Genomic DNA, 14116 nt, shown 5'->3' on the forward strand with positions numbered 1-14116 from the left:
CTTTTTCTACTGGAGCTCACGATGAGCGCACCAATCGACAGCCGCCCCGCCCAGAGCGCGGTACCAGCCCCGGTCGACCATGAACGGCACGTTCGGGTTCACCACGAAAAACAAAAACACGTTGCCAAAGGCGCGAGTCAGCAGAAGTCAAGCTACAAGGCCAAAAAACCGGAGTCGGTCAGTGTGCGCGTCCAGCAGTACCGGGAAGACCTGCAACGCGAATTTGGCATCGACGACCCGGACGATCACGACAGCCAGGCGCATCAGCCCGCTTCGACCCCGACTGGCGACGCCAAGGTCCAGGCCAAACTGTTCAGCAGCCGCAGCCCAGCGCAGCAGCAGCCAGAACCCGGAACGCCGAAGCACAAAGGCCTCGGCAGCAGCCGCCAGTCATCGGTCGGCGCCAGCCTGGAGGCAGCAGCAGGGGCACCCGCTTCGAGCGTGCCGGATCTCAGCAACTTCAACATCGGCATAGCAATGCTGATGATGGGGCTCGATAGCATGAGCATCCAGCAAACCACCATCAAGCAGTACACCATCTCGATGGATGCCCGCACCTATCAGGCCAAGCTGGTGCAGGCGGGCATCGCCGCGATGCAAAACAGCGACATGAATCCCGACGATTCCAAATACAACCAGTTGGCTCCAATAGACTTCGGGCCACTCAGCCCAGGGCCGGATGGCCAGCCCTTCACCTGGCCCGCTGGCGCATGGAATCCCGACAACGGTCTGCCGGACAAGGGACCGCCCGCGGGCACGCAGGATAGCGTCGTCACCCAGCATTTTCTGCAGTACGTGCTCAACATCGGCGCAGCAGGCAACGCCCCGACGGTTAGCGACCCCACTGCCGGCACAACGCCAGTGATCACAGTGGGTACAGGCACAGACGCCCAGATCTCCGTAACCGGCACCCAGCTCAAAGCCTGGATCGACCAGCAGCAGACCACCGCCGGTGAGCTGACCGCGAGTAACTCCAAAGACGGGCTGGATATGCAGGAGGCCGTGGGCGAGTACCAGAACGAGGTGACCCAGGTCGCGCAGATTCAGGAAAAGTGCTTCACCACCAAATCCACTGTTATCAGCAAGATGTAAGCCCCGGGGGCGTGCCCCGCTCGCTGCCTCCGGCTGCCCTTGGCAAGGCATCCACGGCGCGGCACGCACTCCATGCATGCAAGCCGTTCAAGCCGCTCAAGCCGTTTAAGTTGCACCCAGCCGTCACGCGCGTGCGGCGGCGCTCGTCCGGAATCTCTGGCGAAATCGAAGTGATAGCTGGCAACTCTTTATGTAGTGGAGTTCATGTATGCATAACAGCACACTCATCGGACACACCCTCTTGTCTACACGAGAGCCCGCCGTCAAACCGGATCTAGCTTTTAAAATAAGCAAAGCCGTTCTTGACGCGCCGATCCCCACCGGGCCTGTTTCGCGGACGGTACACCGGGATCTCATCCGGCTGGTGAGCGATGGTGCCCGCACGGCACACGAAGATCCCTCTAGCGACCCGCTCGATACGCCGGCCCCTAGCGCCGGCTACGACACGCAGGACCTGTACGGGCTGCTGGACACGCCGCTCACCAACGGTGCCGGTGCAGCCTGCGCCCCCGCCAAGCCCGGCCCCAGCCTCGACGGCTTCGTCCCTGCCCGCCCCGCCGATGACATGCCGCGCCCGCCTGAGCACAACAAGCCAGATTTCGCCGCGCCGCTCCCCCTCTCTGATACCCCGGCCAGCCAGCGGCAAGGTTACGCGTTGCCTGCCTCGCTGGTTCCAGCGCTGTCGAACTTCTGTATCCAGATGGCCATGCTGAAAAGCCAGGAAGGCAGCGTAGACGTGCAGCAAAACTCGTTCGTACAGCTCAAGCACGAGATGGACCAGAACGCCTGGATGATCCGGCTGACCCAAGCGGTCGTCACGATGCTGCAAAACAGCATCCCGGGCTCAGATGCGAGCAAGCTGGACAGCGCTGAATCACTCACCGGCATCGACTTTTCGACCCTCGGGGTGGACGCCAGCGGCAAGCCGCTTGCCTGGCCACAAGGCACGTTTGCCTACTGGTGGGCCTACCAGGCGCTTGGCCGCCCTCCCAAAGCTGGTGAAGCAGACCAGTATGCCGGCACGTATGGGCCGCCGCCAGGCTGGAAGGACGACAGCACGGTCTCAATCATATTTATGAGAGTCATCCTGGGACTTCCCAACACGGACCCAGAAACGAACAAAGCGGTGACCTACGACGGCAGCGGCGGGTTCAAGGCCACCGTGCAGCAGATCAATACCTGGATCAGCACGCTGAACAGCAACATGAGCAACCTGGCGACGAACAACAACCAGAGCATGAACACCATGAACAGTGCGTCGCAGCAATACCTGACCAGCATCAACACCGCCGGGCAAACCTTGCAAACCATGCTGCAGCTCATCGCCAGCGTGTTCCGCCTGATCTGAGCCAACGTAACCGGCGCAACCAGCGCAACCAGCGCAACCAGCGGGCAGGAAAAGGAAAAGCACAAAACCATGGAACGCTTTCCTGCCAATTGTTACTTATGCGTTGAAACCCCTGGCACGGGGCAGCCAGAACCGCCTGGTGCCAGGGCTGATTGCAGGATGCAGATGGCTGCAAAGCCAGCAAAACCGGTCTACCCCCTTTGCCGCCTGAGATGTTTGGCGCATGGACCCCATGCCTCAACGCTTCAGGCACACCGCTACGCAATGAGATGCAGGCGCTTGCCATGACTACCAGTAAGTTTCCGCAATCCCCCATTCAGCAAGCTGCCTCCGAGGCGCTGAATCCCATTCAGCAAGCCGTATCGGAGGCCATGGTCTCGGTTTTTAATGGCGTCACCCCGGGCACGCTGCAAGGCTTCACGCCGGATGGCTATGAAACCCTCTATGCGCTGGGCCACCGCTTGTACCAGCAAGACGAATATCTCGAAGCACTCCAAGTGTTTGGTTTTTTGCTCTCACGTAATTTTCTGGACCGGCGTTTCGTGATGGCCTTTGGTGCCACGCTGCAAATGCTCGACCGCTATGAAGAAGCGCTGAAGTACTACGTGGTCTGCGCGACGCTGGATCTGAATGATCCCGCCCCCGCGTTCCACCTCGCTGAGTGCCTGCTGCAAATGGGGCGCACCAGCGAAGCCCGTGAAGGGTTTCAGGCAATTTTGATGGATGGCGCAAAAACGGGAAAACGCCATGCATTTTTTGACCGCGCACAGGCAATGTTCGATTTGCTGTCGCGCGAATCCTCCCAAAAGGAAGCCGTATGAACGCTCCAATCTTAGCCAAGCCAATTTCGACGTCTTATCTGCCGGACCAGACCACGCTGCCGCAAGGTGCAGCCGTCCAGGCCGCGAATGCCGTCAAGTTGTCTCAAGACGACGCGAAAAAAACGCTGCACCTCGCGCCGGAACCGGCCACGCCTGCGCCGGCCGCCAAGCGCCGCAAGGTTGACATCGCACTCCCCAACGAGCACTCGCCGGATCCCCATCCGATCAAAATCTATACCGAGCGCACGCAGGACCTCCAGGCGATCATGATTCTGCTCAACCAGGCAGAAAACTCCAATTACGAATCGCTCGCCGGATCCACCCTCGATCAAGCGAAAAAAGCCAATCAGGAAACTCAGGATCTGCAGGAAGCGCAGATCGCGGAGATTCAAAAGCAACTGGCCGCGCAGCAAAAAGCTGACGAAGCGCAGGTGCCTTCAACACTCAAATGGCTCACCAAGGTCGCCGAAGTCGTGGGCGCGGTGATTGGCGTGGCCGCCGCCGTGGCGCTGTCCGGCGTGACGGGCGGAGCCGCCGCTCCGCTGTTGGGACTGGCCGTGATCGGCCTGGTCTCGGCCAGCCTTGATATGGCCAGCACCATCAGCCAGGCCAATGGCGGCCCGGCGCTCGACCCCACCGGGCCGCTTGAGCACGGCGTCGCGGATTTGCTGGAACTCATGCACGTGCCGTCCCACACGGCTGAAGGCCTGAGCAAGGTCCTTGTCGGCGTCGCTCTGACGGTGACTTACGTCGCGTTGGTGAACCCCTCGTCATTTGGCGACATCTTTGGCGGCATTGCTGAGCTGGCCGGTGCTGACAGCACCACACAGGGCATCGTCGCTGGAGCCTTCACCGCAGCGTTCAGCATCGCCATTGGCGTGGTTTCGATCGTAATGACAGCAGGCGCATCCAGCGCCAGTGCAGCAGTCAAGATTGAAGGTGCAGTCGTCGATACCACAGACGCTGCCGTGGATATCGAAAACGCCGCAACCAAGGGCGAAAGCGCTGTCGCCGACGCGAGCAAACTCAGCAGCAAGCTGCCGACGATTGACAGTGTCATCAGCAAAATGCAGAACCTGGTGCAAGGCGGCCTGGGCAACCTGAGCGACCGGAGCGTGCAGTTGACGAAGCTGATGGCTCAGGCACTCAACATCGGCCAGCAAGTGGTGAGCAGTGGCGGCAACATCACCACCGGCGGCATGAGGATCAACGCCTCCACGCTGCAATACAAGGCCGACACCGAGAAAGCCGACAACAGCAAGCTGGATGGCCAGATTCAGTTCCTCCAGTTGCTCAACAGCAATGCCTTGACGTTGACGCAAACCATTCTGAATGCGCTCAATGGTTCCGCCAGATTGTCGACGCAGATCATGCAAAACGCGTCACTCGCAGCACGCCAGGCCATGGTTCCAAACGGATCCTGAACGCTCTGCGCTAACTGCTGCTGCCAGCCTTCGGGCTGGCACGCCTGACTGCTTGATCTAAATCGTTTTCAAAGGATTTCATCATGGCTTCGATGACACAGAATTCCATCAATACGTTTGCCAGCAAGCACTTGACCGATGTGCCTGAACTCAAGGCACCGGCGCACACAGCGCGCCCTCATCACGCGCTGCACGGCGCGGCGCTGATCGCTGCTCAGGCTAACGACGCCCTGGACGACCAGGCACTGCTGAACCCAGCCGTACTCAACGCCACGATTGACCAGGAACAGCTCGGCACCCCCAGCCCTGCCACCCTCACCTCTCCTGCACTTGCGGGCGACCGCGTGAGATACAGCAACTCCGGCATGCAGTTGCGCCAAATCATGCAGGATCTCGGCGCGCTGGAAGAGGAGATGCAAGACGTCCAGGCCAAAAGAATGATGGCTCAGGAGCTGGCCACGCAACAGGCGGTGGCGGCAAACAATGACAAGGCCGACGACCTGGTAAAAGCGGCCAAGGACGATCTGATTAGCGGCTGCGTGAACGGCGCGATGGGCATTACCAGCAGCCTGGTGTCGCTGGGGTTCTGCGTTGGGCAATCAAGCGCCGCGAACGAAGCCAAAAACAGCATGGAACCGGCAGAAGTGGCCGAACCAGCCAACAGCCTCAATGCGCCGCTCAACGAACTCGCCACGCCAGTCAACAGCCTCTCTGGCACGACACCGGCAGTCGATATCGCAGGAACGCCGGAAAATTCGACCCAGACGATAGAAAACATCTCGGAGAATATTTCCGCGAACAGCCAGACACAGCAGACACAGCAGGCGCAACAAACACACGAACTGGCATCCAACCCGCTTACCGCAGAGCAGCAAAGCGCCAATGGCAACCAGTCCACCGGTTCCCCGATGGATGGGGCCGACGAGATGCAGCTGTCGAATGGTGACTTGGTGCCCAGCGGTGACGACGAGCTCGACCAGGACCTCAACCTCAACGAAGAACCCACCCCTCCGTCAAGCCACACCGAGGAAGAGACATCGGAGACCAGCGTTCTGGCTGACAGCAATGTCGAAGTGGATGTCGAAGTGAACCTCGATAAGCCATCCGACGAGCAGGACATCTCCGCGCTGCCACAGCAGCAAACCAGCAGTGAGGTAACGGACAGTGGCAAAAACCCGGAACCCGCACAAGGGCTGAAACGCAAAGGCGCAGACCTGCTTGACCCGCAGGCCGCTAGCGCCAAATTGAAGCGCGAGCAAGCCTTCAGTGCGGCCACCACCAAGGCCCAACTGCTTTCCAGTTATGGCAGCGCCATTGCTAGCGCGCTCTCCGGCAGCGGCAGTGTCGGTGGCGCTATTTATGACTCTCAGGCAAAAGCTGAACAGTCGTCCGCTCAACGCACTGACTCGATGAAAACGCAAGCCGACTTCGAGGCCTCGAGAGAAGCCACCTTAGGGCAGCAGGCGCGGGACACGGTCAACACCCTCTTCCAGGTGGAAGGGCAATTGATCGACTCGCTCGGCAAACTCGGCAGCATCAGCGGCCACGCATGACCACCGCCGCCACGACACTGACGGAGACGCCAGAACACGCTTTTGATCTGCTCAAGCGTCGTCTGGCGGCGTACGCGGCGGGCATGCCTTTGCCCCGCGAGACGCTCGACAGAATCGAGTATCTCGCCCACATGGTGCTCAGTCAGTCTCGCTACCGCGAGGCGATTGATCTCTATCGCCTGCTCGTGATGCACGCCCCCACTACTTTGGGCTGGCGTTATGGGCTGGCCCGTGCCTTGCAACTGCACGAGCAGCATGAGGATGCGCTGCAGCAATACCAGTTCGCGCTGGCGCTGGGTGGCAATTCCTCGACCTACGGCTTGCGTATGGCCGAGTGCCAACTGGCACTCGGGCAACGGCCACTGGCGCTGCGCACCATTCGCCAGGCGCTTGCCGAGCATGATCCGGCAAGCGGTTCACCCGCAGCGCTCACGCGCTTGCAACAGCTGCACTCTGTTCTATCTGCTCTGGAAACCCATCATGAAGAAACCCGTGTCCAACCCGGTGAATGAACCGCTGGACAGCGATGAAATCCGCTTGCTCACCAGCATTGGGTTCATCGCCGCCAGTATCGGAGCCCTGCGTCACGCGACGGAAATTTTCGAAGCGTTGCGTCTGCTTCGGCCTGGCGCGCCGTTTCCGTATATCGGTGTCGCGGTGGCGTTGATGAATGCCGGACGCCCCGCCGATGCCGCGCAGTTTCTGCAGCGTCATGCCACGCCGGCATGCCCGACCGACGTGACGTTGCAGACCTTTCTCGCGCTGGCGCACCGCCAGTCGGGTGAAAACCACCGTAGCGAAAAACTGCTCAGTGAAATCGTCCAGCGCACCGATGTCGCCCCCGCCGAGCAGCGTCTGGCTAACACGTTGCTCGCCAGCCCAGTGCGCTAGCGCGCATCCAGGCTGCATGCAGGGCCGCTTCAGGCCCTGAGGTTGATTGGCTAGTTTGCTGGCTGCTTTGTTTGCTGCTTATCTGTTTCACCTGGTTATTCCGGAGAAGTCGATCATGTCCGCCGCCCCTCTTGTCAGTGCGCAAGCCCTTGATGCGCTATCGGGCGCAGCGGATGGCGCTGCCTCAAACGCGGCCCTCGCCGCGCCTGTCGCGGTCCCACCTGCGCCCACCCCAGCCACGCTCGAAGCGTTTCGCAGCGCGCTAGCAGGTGCCGCACCGCCCCCCAGCATCACGCCCACCAGTGCCACGGGTGCCCCCTCCAGCGCGGGCATTGGCTCAAGCACCGGCGACACCGGGCTGGCCAGCACGCCTATCGGAGCGCGCATCATCGACAAGCTGCAAGGCGTGTCGAACTCGATGGACAACAACTTCCGCGTCGCGGACAAAGCCCTCTCCAGCAACATCAACTCCATGCACGAAATCATGCGGGTGCAGATGTCGCTAGTGTCGTGGTCGTACCAGACCGAACTGGTCACCAAGGCCGTCGCCAAGGCGTCGCAGGATGTCGATCAACTACTGAAGATGCAATGAACTCACGTTTCCGCTCATCCAGCTGCCCATCCAGCCATGCATTTGGCCGCCCGTCCCCCCTCGCCTGGCTGTCCTGGCTCGCACGCTTGCTGCCACGCCGCCGCACCGCGCTGATCGTGCTGTCGGCGTTCGTGCTGAGCGCCTGCAGCAGCCGCACTGAACTGCTCTCCGGGCTGCAGGAAAACGAGGCCAACGACATGCTCGCGGTGCTGCTCAGCGCGGGCATCGGCGCAGACAAAGAGATCAGCAAGACCGGGGCGACCGTGCGCGTCGATAACAACCGGGTCGCCCAGGCAGTCTCGCTGCTGCAAAGCCAGGGGCTGCCGCGCGACCAGCACGTGAGCTTCGGTGATGTGTTCCGCAAGGATGGGCTGATTTCATCGCCGATCGAAGAGCGTGCGCGCTATGTCTACGCGATGTCGCAAGAGCTGTCGTTCACGCTGAGCAAGATTGATGGCGTGCTCGCGGCGCGGGTTCACATCGTGCTGCCGGAGCAAACCACGCGAGGCGATGCCCCTCCACCGCCGTCGTCAGCCGCGATTTTCATCAAGTACCGGCCCGATTCGCCGCTCGACACGCTCCAGCCGCAAATGCGCCGCCTGATCGCTGACAGCATCCCGGGCCTGTCGCCCGACAAGATCTCGTTTGTGTTCGTGCCTGGCGTCGCCGCTCCGGTGTTCAACGCCCGCCCCGCGCAAATGCGTGACCTGCTGGGCGTGCGCGTCGCACCCGAATCCTTCTGGCTGCTGGCCACGCTGCTCGGCGGCGCGTTGCTCATCACCCTCGGCGCGCTGGCCTATGCGCTGCGCGGCAATGCAGGCAGCCTGCCATCGCTGCGCCGCCCCAGCCCGTCTGAACCCACCAGCGATTAGCGGGAGCGCCGCCCATGTTCTGCTCCGCTCTCTGGCGCACCATTTTCGAGATGCATCGTGCACGCGTGCCAGCGTTAGTGGATTTCGCGCTGAATCCCGCTCATGGCGCGCTGCCATCGCGGGTAGCGCGAGCGCTGCGGGTTGACGCTGATCCGGTGCGGGCCACCCTGCCTTATGACGCGCGGCCATGGTCACGCTGCTTGCTGCTGGGCTATGCCGATCTGGAAGCGGCCAGCCCGGAGCTGGACTGCAACCTCGACATGATCTGGTACGCCAGCCTTGATGCCGCCCAGCAAATGCACATCGCCACCCATCTGGGCGCGCTGCAACTGGCGCAGCCGTTGCGCCGCCGGGTCAGCCGCACCCTGCTGGCACCGTTTGCCGCACGCGACATGCTCGACGCGGTGCGCTTTGCCCAGCGCCAGCCGGTCAATGAGGCTTTTCTGCATGCCGAAGCCGACAGCTGGGATAGCGAACAACTCGCCCAGGCCATGGCCCCGCTTGGGCTGGCCTGCCTGCACCGGGCGCAATCGATGGTGCCCCCACGGCTGGCATGGCGCTGGCAGTTGCGCCGCCCGACCGTCTCAATCCGTAGCGAAATGGACCCCTTGCTCGCCTGGTCCGTCTCGCTTGATGTTGCCCGCCAGCTGGAGCCCGTATGGTTTTCCTGAGCCGTCAGCCGGCCTTGCCCGACACCCTTGACGAAGAGCGCCGCACGGTGCGCCACCCACCCGGCCAGACGGTGATTCCACGCGAAGCCGTGTGGCAGTTGAATGACGCCCACCAGATGCTGGCCGATGCCCAGGCCGAAGCCAGCCGCCTGGCGCGCGCCGCGCAGGACGCTTACGACGAAATGCGCGAACGCGGTTACGCCGATGGCCGCGAAGCGGCCAGGCGCGAGCACGCGATGCACATGATCGAGCAAGTCGCCAGCTCACTCGGCTATCTCGAACAGGTCGAAACCCGCATGGTCGAACTGGTGCTAAGCGCGGTGCGACGCATCGTGTGCGACACCCCGGAGCACCAGCGCGTGGCCGACGTGGTGCGCAGCGTGCTGGCCGCCGCCCGCACCCAGCCGCAGCTCACGCTGCGCCTGTCGCCCTCGCAAGCCGACCTGATCCAGCCGCAACTCGACGAAATCCTCTCGGCCTACCCGCATATCCGCGCCGTGCATGTGCAGCCCGACACGCATATCGCCCCCGATAGCTGCATCCTCGAATCCGATCTCGGCTTTATCGAAACCTCGCTCGAAACTCAGCTCGAAGCGCTGCGCACCGCTTTCGTCAAGGTGCTGGGCGCAGGCCATAGCAGCGGCGAGCCCAAGCACCATCACGGGCTAGGCGAGTCGAATGGCGGCTACGCCAGTTCAGTGCCGGACCCTAGAGAGCTGCGATGAAACAGTACGGCCACATCATGGATTTGATGGCGCTTGCCGTGCAGGACGCCGAACTGATCCAGTTCAAGGGCCGCGTGATGCAGGTGGTCGGCACGCTGATTCGCGCCACCGCGCCATCGGTGCGGATCGGTGAGATCTGCCGCTTGCGCAACCCCGGCGAGCCGCTTGAGATGCACGCCGAAGTCATCGGTCTGACCCGTGATGCCGCGCTGCTCACACCGCTGGGCAGCACCCACGGGATCTCGTCATTCACCGAAGTCATTCCCACCGGCAAGGCACACGAAGTACCGGTCGGCGAAGGCCTGCTGGGCCGTGTGCTGGATGGCCTCGGCCAGCCGCTCGACCAGGCGACACATGGTCTCCTGCGCCCGGACACCACCTATCCGGTCTACGCCGACGCGCCCCATCCGCTGGAGCGGCGCGTGATCGACACCCCGCTGCCGCTAGGCGTGCGCGCGTTCGACGGCATGCTGACCTGCGGCGAAGGCCAGCGGATTGGCATTTTCGCCGCCGCCGGTGGCGGTAAATCCACCCTGCTGGGGATGCTGGCCAAAGGCGCGGAAGTCGATGTCACCGTGATCGCGTTGATTGGCGAGCGGGGCCGCGAAGTGCGCGAATTCATCGACCGTGACCTGGGCCCCGAAGGGCTGAAAAAGGCCGTGGTGGTGTGCGCGACCTCGGACAAATCATCGATGGAACGGGTCAAGGCGGCCTATGTCGCCACCGCCATCGCTGAATACTTCCGCGACCGCGGCAAGAAAGTGCTGCTGCTGATGGATTCGGTCACCCGCTTTGCCCGGGCGCTGCGCGAAATCGGCCTCGCCGCCGGCGAGCCGCCAACCCGGCGCGGCTATCCGCCATCGGTCTTCGCCACCTTGCCCAAGCTGATGGAGCGCCCAGGCGCGACGCTCTCGGGCTCGATCACCGCGATGTACACGGTGCTGGTGGAAGGCGATGACATGACCGAACCCGTGGCCGATGAAACCCGCTCGATTCTGGACGGCCACATCGTGCTCTCACGCGAACTCGCCAACGCCAACCATTACCCCGCGATTGACGTGCTGGCTTCAGTCAGCCGCGTGATGAGCTCAATTGTCGAGCGCGACCATCAAAACGATGCGCGCCGCCTGCGCGAGCTGCTGGCCAAGTACCAGGAAGTCGAACTGCTGGTGAAGATCGGCGAGTACAAAAGCGGCAGCGACCCGCTGGCCGATGAGGCGGTCGAAAAGATCGACCATATCCGCGCATTCCTGCGTCAGGAAACTGATGAACATTCATCGTATGGCGACACCCTGCAGCATCTGTCCGCACTGGCTGGCAGCGGCGGCGGCCGGTCGCGCCGAAGGAACGGCTGATGAGTATCAAAACGGGATCGAACGCACTCACCGGGGTCTGCCAGATCGTCGGCAAACGGGCTGACGACAGCGCGGAAAAGCTGCGCTTTGCCCGCGCAGCGACCCAGGCGGCTCAACACGAAACCGAAGAACTGCGGCAGCGCGTCGAGCAGCAGACCACCGCAGCGAAAGCGTTCGTCACCATGCTCGACCGCGAACTGAGCGCGGAACCCGCCACCGAGCGCAAGGTCAAGGACAACAACGCCCGCATCAGCGCGAAGTACGAAGAGCTGGCACGTCTGCGCGAGGCCGCGAAAGAAAGCGAACAAAAACTGCAGGAAGCGCGCGCAGAAGAAATACAGGCGCGCAATGTGTATCACCAGGTACGCCGGCGCCAGCAGAAACTGGAAGACACCGTCACGAGCATCGCCAGGGCCGATGGCGTACGCGTCACCCGGCTGGAAGACAACGAGCTCGACGAAGTAGCGCTGCAACTGCATCAGCAACTCGCTCTGCACGACGCGCGCGAAGCCGAAGCCGAAGCCGGCAGCGGCGGCAACAGCGGCACAGCACAAGAGCCGGTGCGCGCGTCCCGCGCGGCGGCTCAGCCAGAGCCCGGCAGCAGCAGCGCGGCCCCTTCCCCCTGGGCCAAGGCCCAGACCGGCCCGCTCGCTAACCCGCACTACTCAACCCACACGCCCGCCACTGACGATGCCAGCGATGCCAGCGGCGCGGCCGAAGCCAATTCTCTGGGAGCAGCTCGATGACAACCCCCGTGCAGCAGCAGCCTCCGCGCCCGCCCAGCCGGCGTGAGGACGAGACGCAACAGCGTGACAAGAGCGTGGCATCCGGCCACCCCTCTGCCATCAATGCGCCAAACGAGCTGGAACAAGGTGACCGCGAACGTTTTCGCCGCGCGCTTCAGTCCGACAGCGGCAACCCCGAGGCCAGCCTGACGGAAACGCTATCCCTGCTGGACGAAGCCGAACGCGCCGCGAGGCTCAAGCGGCCTGGCGGCCGCGACGACAGCAATACCAGCACGGGCAGTGACCAGCGCGACGATTCCTCCGGGCGCGACAACCAGAACCCCAGCAACAACCCGCTCGCCAGCACGGCCGCTGCGGGCACACCGCAACCGCACGGCATGGGCGACCTGCTGCGCCTGATGCGGCCCGGGGTCAGCTCGCACGCCAGCGACGACAACGCCAGCCGCTACACCGCCACCCGCCAGGCACTCGATCTCGAACTGGTAATCAGCGCCGTTGAACGGCTCTGGACCGACGCCGATGGCGGCCGTCATTCGACTCTGATGGCCGAACTCAAGACCGACACGCTACCCGGCGTCACGCTCAGCCTGAACGACGACGGCAGCACCTTGTGGGTCGCCTTCCAGTGCCACCTCAAGGCCCCTTACGAGCGGCTAGGCACCCAGCGTTACGTACTCGCAGACAAACTCGCCGCCCGTCTTGAGCGCGATGTCATGGTGCAGATCAGCCATGGCAGGCAAGCCACTCTTGAAGCGCGCGGCCTCTACCAGCCAGATGATGAATAACCTCGCTTTTCCGTCCCAGCAGGCCACAGCCACGGCCACGCCCTTGCGGCTGCCCCGGCTAGCGCGCAACGAAGCGCTGGCGCGCACCGCCATCGCCCAGCGCGCGCTTGACCTGGAACTCTGTGCTGCCAACGGCTGGCGTATCACCCTCGTGCCGCTGCCACTGCAGCACAGCGAGCCCAGCCCCAGCGCCCCGCTATTCAGTGCGCTGCACTGGTCCGAATGCCGCTTCAACCTGTTTTGCGCCGCCGACATGGCCGAACGGTTTTTGCTCGAAACCTTCGGCGCGCTGCCCGCCACGCCCGGCAGCCCGGTACTGCGGCTGATCGCCTTCGAATACTGGATGCAGGACTTTCTGCGGCAAAGCGGCCTCGAAGTGCGCGGCGTGCCAGAAGCCCTGGCCGACACTGGCGAGCCTCCGGCCGCGCTGCCGTTCCGCTATCGCTGGCATGCGCACGGCCCGGGCACCTCGGCCGGGCTGGCCGCGCTCAGTGGCGAGCTGCATAGCGATCTCGCAGGTCATCTGCTGCTAGCCAAACTGCTGAACCGCCCCAGCATGGAGCGGCCCACGCCCCGCACGCTGGCCCACCTGCCATTGCCGCAACGGCTCAAGGTGGGGCAAACACGTCTCACCCGGCGCGCCTTCAACGCGCTGCGTCCCTACGACGTGCTGCTGGTGCAAGCCAGCCAGTGGCACAACCGCGAACTCCACATTTCCGCTGGTCCCGGTCTGGCATGGCATGCCCGATGCGACGGCCAGCATCTCGTTGTCACCCGAGGACTGCACCCCACCATGGAATACGCCGACCAACCCGAGCTGGATACCGACACCGACGCTGAGACATACGACGATGCCGACGACACCCAGGCACACCTGCATGCCTCGCATCCCAGCACCCACGCCACGCCTTCTTACGACGACGAGCCGCTGCTCAGCGGCGGCGAGCCCTCACAGCAAGCGGTGCTGGAAGCGCTGGAACGCGTGCCCGTGACGCTCGATTTCGACCTCGGCAGTTGCAACATGCCGCTGTCGCAGCTCCGCACCCTCACCCCCGGCAGCGTGATTGAGCTGGAACGGCCGCTGAGCGAAGCCGTGTCGATTCGCGCCAATGGCGTGCTGCTCGGCATCGGTGAGCTAGTCGACATTGACGGGCGGCTCGGCGTGTCAATCGTGAGGATCGCTCTTGAGGGAGAGCTCTCGTGAACCTCCCGGTCGATCCGGTTGGCCTCGCGCTAACACT

The 14116-nt window shown here is 63.2% G+C and carries 15 protein-coding genes; all 15 read left to right on the plus strand.

Annotation, left to right across the window (positions count from 1 at the left end; all coding sequences use genetic code 11):
• Nucleotides 1-21 precede the first annotated feature (21 nt).
• The 15 genes from GH656_RS09155 to sctQ all read left to right on the plus strand — a co-directional run bounded on the left by GH656_RS09155 (nt 22) and on the right by sctQ (nt 14079).
• Entirely contained in the window at nt 22-1092 is a 1071-nt protein-coding gene (locus GH656_RS09155; RefSeq protein ID WP_153075587.1) for a hypothetical protein, read from the plus strand.
• Nucleotides 1093-1456: 364 nt separating this feature from the next.
• Complete coding sequence (locus tag GH656_RS09160; RefSeq protein WP_153075588.1) at nt 1457-2440, plus strand: hypothetical protein; 984 nt, start codon at nt 1457-1459, stop codon at nt 2438-2440.
• 284 nt (nt 2441-2724) lie between these two features.
• Nucleotides 2725-3261, plus strand: coding sequence for a SycD/LcrH family type III secretion system chaperone (locus GH656_RS09165; RefSeq protein ID WP_174769729.1), 537 nt, complete (start codon nt 2725-2727; stop codon nt 3259-3261).
• Nucleotides 3258-4685 carry a type III secretion system translocon subunit SseC family protein gene (sctE, locus tag GH656_RS09170; RefSeq protein ID WP_153075590.1) on the plus strand — a complete coding sequence of 476 codons (1428 nt, stop codon included), beginning with the start codon at nt 3258-3260 and terminating at the stop codon, nt 4683-4685. The genes GH656_RS09165 and sctE overlap by 4 nt, the downstream gene beginning before the upstream one ends.
• 83 nt (nt 4686-4768) lie before the next feature.
• A complete protein-coding gene (locus GH656_RS09175) occupies nt 4769-6238 on the plus strand; it encodes a hypothetical protein (protein ID WP_153075591.1) in 1470 nt (489 codons plus the stop codon).
• A complete protein-coding gene (locus GH656_RS09180) occupies nt 6235-6750 on the plus strand; it encodes a hypothetical protein (protein ID WP_153075592.1) in 516 nt (171 codons plus the stop codon). Before GH656_RS09175 ends, GH656_RS09180 begins: the two co-directional genes overlap by 4 nt.
• Nucleotides 6719-7129: a tetratricopeptide repeat protein gene (locus GH656_RS09185; protein ID WP_153075593.1), complete on the plus strand. Its 411-nt coding sequence runs from the start codon at nt 6719-6721 to the stop codon at nt 7127-7129. Before GH656_RS09180 ends, GH656_RS09185 begins: the two co-directional genes overlap by 32 nt.
• 115 nt (nt 7130-7244) lie before the next feature.
• Nucleotides 7245-7721 (plus strand): type III secretion system inner rod subunit SctI, encoded by a 477-nt coding sequence (gene sctI, locus GH656_RS09190; protein WP_153075594.1) that lies wholly within the window; start codon nt 7245-7247, stop codon nt 7719-7721.
• Nucleotides 7718-8593, plus strand: a complete 876-nt coding sequence (sctJ, locus tag GH656_RS09195) for a type III secretion system inner membrane ring lipoprotein SctJ (protein ID WP_153075595.1) — start codon at nt 7718-7720, stop codon at nt 8591-8593. The genes sctI and sctJ overlap by 4 nt, the downstream gene beginning before the upstream one ends.
• A gap of 14 nt (nt 8594-8607) precedes the next feature.
• The gene (locus GH656_RS09200) at nt 8608-9264 is read left to right on the plus strand and encodes a hypothetical protein (protein WP_153075596.1); all 657 of its coding nucleotides are present in this window, start codon (nt 8608-8610) and stop codon (nt 9262-9264) included.
• Nucleotides 9252-9989, plus strand: a complete 738-nt coding sequence (locus GH656_RS09205) for an HrpE/YscL family type III secretion apparatus protein (protein ID WP_153075597.1) — start codon at nt 9252-9254, stop codon at nt 9987-9989. Before GH656_RS09200 ends, GH656_RS09205 begins: the two co-directional genes overlap by 13 nt.
• Entirely contained in the window at nt 9986-11344 is a 1359-nt protein-coding gene (gene sctN / locus GH656_RS09210; RefSeq protein WP_153075598.1) for a type III secretion system ATPase SctN, read from the plus strand. The genes GH656_RS09205 and sctN overlap by 4 nt, the downstream gene beginning before the upstream one ends.
• Nucleotides 11344-12090, plus strand: coding sequence for a hypothetical protein (locus GH656_RS09215; RefSeq protein ID WP_153075599.1), 747 nt, complete (start codon nt 11344-11346; stop codon nt 12088-12090). Before sctN ends, GH656_RS09215 begins: the two co-directional genes overlap by 1 nt.
• On the plus strand, nt 12087-12875 hold the full coding sequence (locus tag GH656_RS09220; protein WP_153075600.1) for a hypothetical protein: 789 nt from the start codon (nt 12087-12089) through the stop codon (nt 12873-12875). The genes GH656_RS09215 and GH656_RS09220 overlap by 4 nt, the downstream gene beginning before the upstream one ends.
• Nucleotides 12820-14079 carry a type III secretion system cytoplasmic ring protein SctQ gene (sctQ, locus tag GH656_RS09225; protein ID WP_174769730.1) on the plus strand — a complete coding sequence of 420 codons (1260 nt, stop codon included), beginning with the start codon at nt 12820-12822 and terminating at the stop codon, nt 14077-14079. The genes GH656_RS09220 and sctQ overlap by 56 nt, the downstream gene beginning before the upstream one ends.
• The last annotated feature ends 37 nt before the right edge of the window (nt 14080-14116 follow it).

The organism is Paraburkholderia bonniea, assembly GCF_009455625.1.
Classification (GTDB): domain Bacteria; phylum Pseudomonadota; class Gammaproteobacteria; order Burkholderiales; family Burkholderiaceae; genus Paraburkholderia; species Paraburkholderia bonniea.

Bases quoted from the DNA above. Each gene is read 5' to 3' on its own strand.
- GH656_RS09155 (WP_153075587.1), top strand. From the start codon at position 22: ATGAGCGCACCAATCGACAGCCGCCCCGCCCAGAGCGCGGTACCAGCC.
- GH656_RS09215 (WP_153075599.1), top strand. From the start codon at position 11,344: ATGAGTATCAAAACGGGATCGAACGCACTCACCGGGGTCTGCCAGATC.
- sctI (WP_153075594.1), top strand. From the start codon at position 7,245: ATGTCCGCCGCCCCTCTTGTCAGTGCGCAAGCCCTTGATGCGCTATCG.
- GH656_RS09175 (WP_153075591.1), top strand. From the start codon at position 4,769: ATGGCTTCGATGACACAGAATTCCATCAATACGTTTGCCAGCAAGCAC.
- sctQ (WP_174769730.1), top strand. From the start codon at position 12,820: ATGGCAGGCAAGCCACTCTTGAAGCGCGCGGCCTCTACCAGCCAGATG.
- GH656_RS09205 (WP_153075597.1), top strand. From the start codon at position 9,252: ATGGTTTTCCTGAGCCGTCAGCCGGCCTTGCCCGACACCCTTGACGAA.
- GH656_RS09220 (WP_153075600.1), top strand. From the start codon at position 12,087: ATGACAACCCCCGTGCAGCAGCAGCCTCCGCGCCCGCCCAGCCGGCGT.
- sctE (WP_153075590.1), top strand. From the start codon at position 3,258: ATGAACGCTCCAATCTTAGCCAAGCCAATTTCGACGTCTTATCTGCCG.
- GH656_RS09200 (WP_153075596.1), top strand. From the start codon at position 8,608: ATGTTCTGCTCCGCTCTCTGGCGCACCATTTTCGAGATGCATCGTGCA.
- GH656_RS09165 (WP_174769729.1), top strand. From the start codon at position 2,725: ATGACTACCAGTAAGTTTCCGCAATCCCCCATTCAGCAAGCTGCCTCC.
- GH656_RS09185 (WP_153075593.1), top strand. From the start codon at position 6,719: ATGAAGAAACCCGTGTCCAACCCGGTGAATGAACCGCTGGACAGCGAT.
- sctJ (WP_153075595.1), top strand. From the start codon at position 7,718: ATGAACTCACGTTTCCGCTCATCCAGCTGCCCATCCAGCCATGCATTT.
- GH656_RS09180 (WP_153075592.1), top strand. From the start codon at position 6,235: ATGACCACCGCCGCCACGACACTGACGGAGACGCCAGAACACGCTTTT.
- sctN (WP_153075598.1), top strand. From the start codon at position 9,986: ATGAAACAGTACGGCCACATCATGGATTTGATGGCGCTTGCCGTGCAG.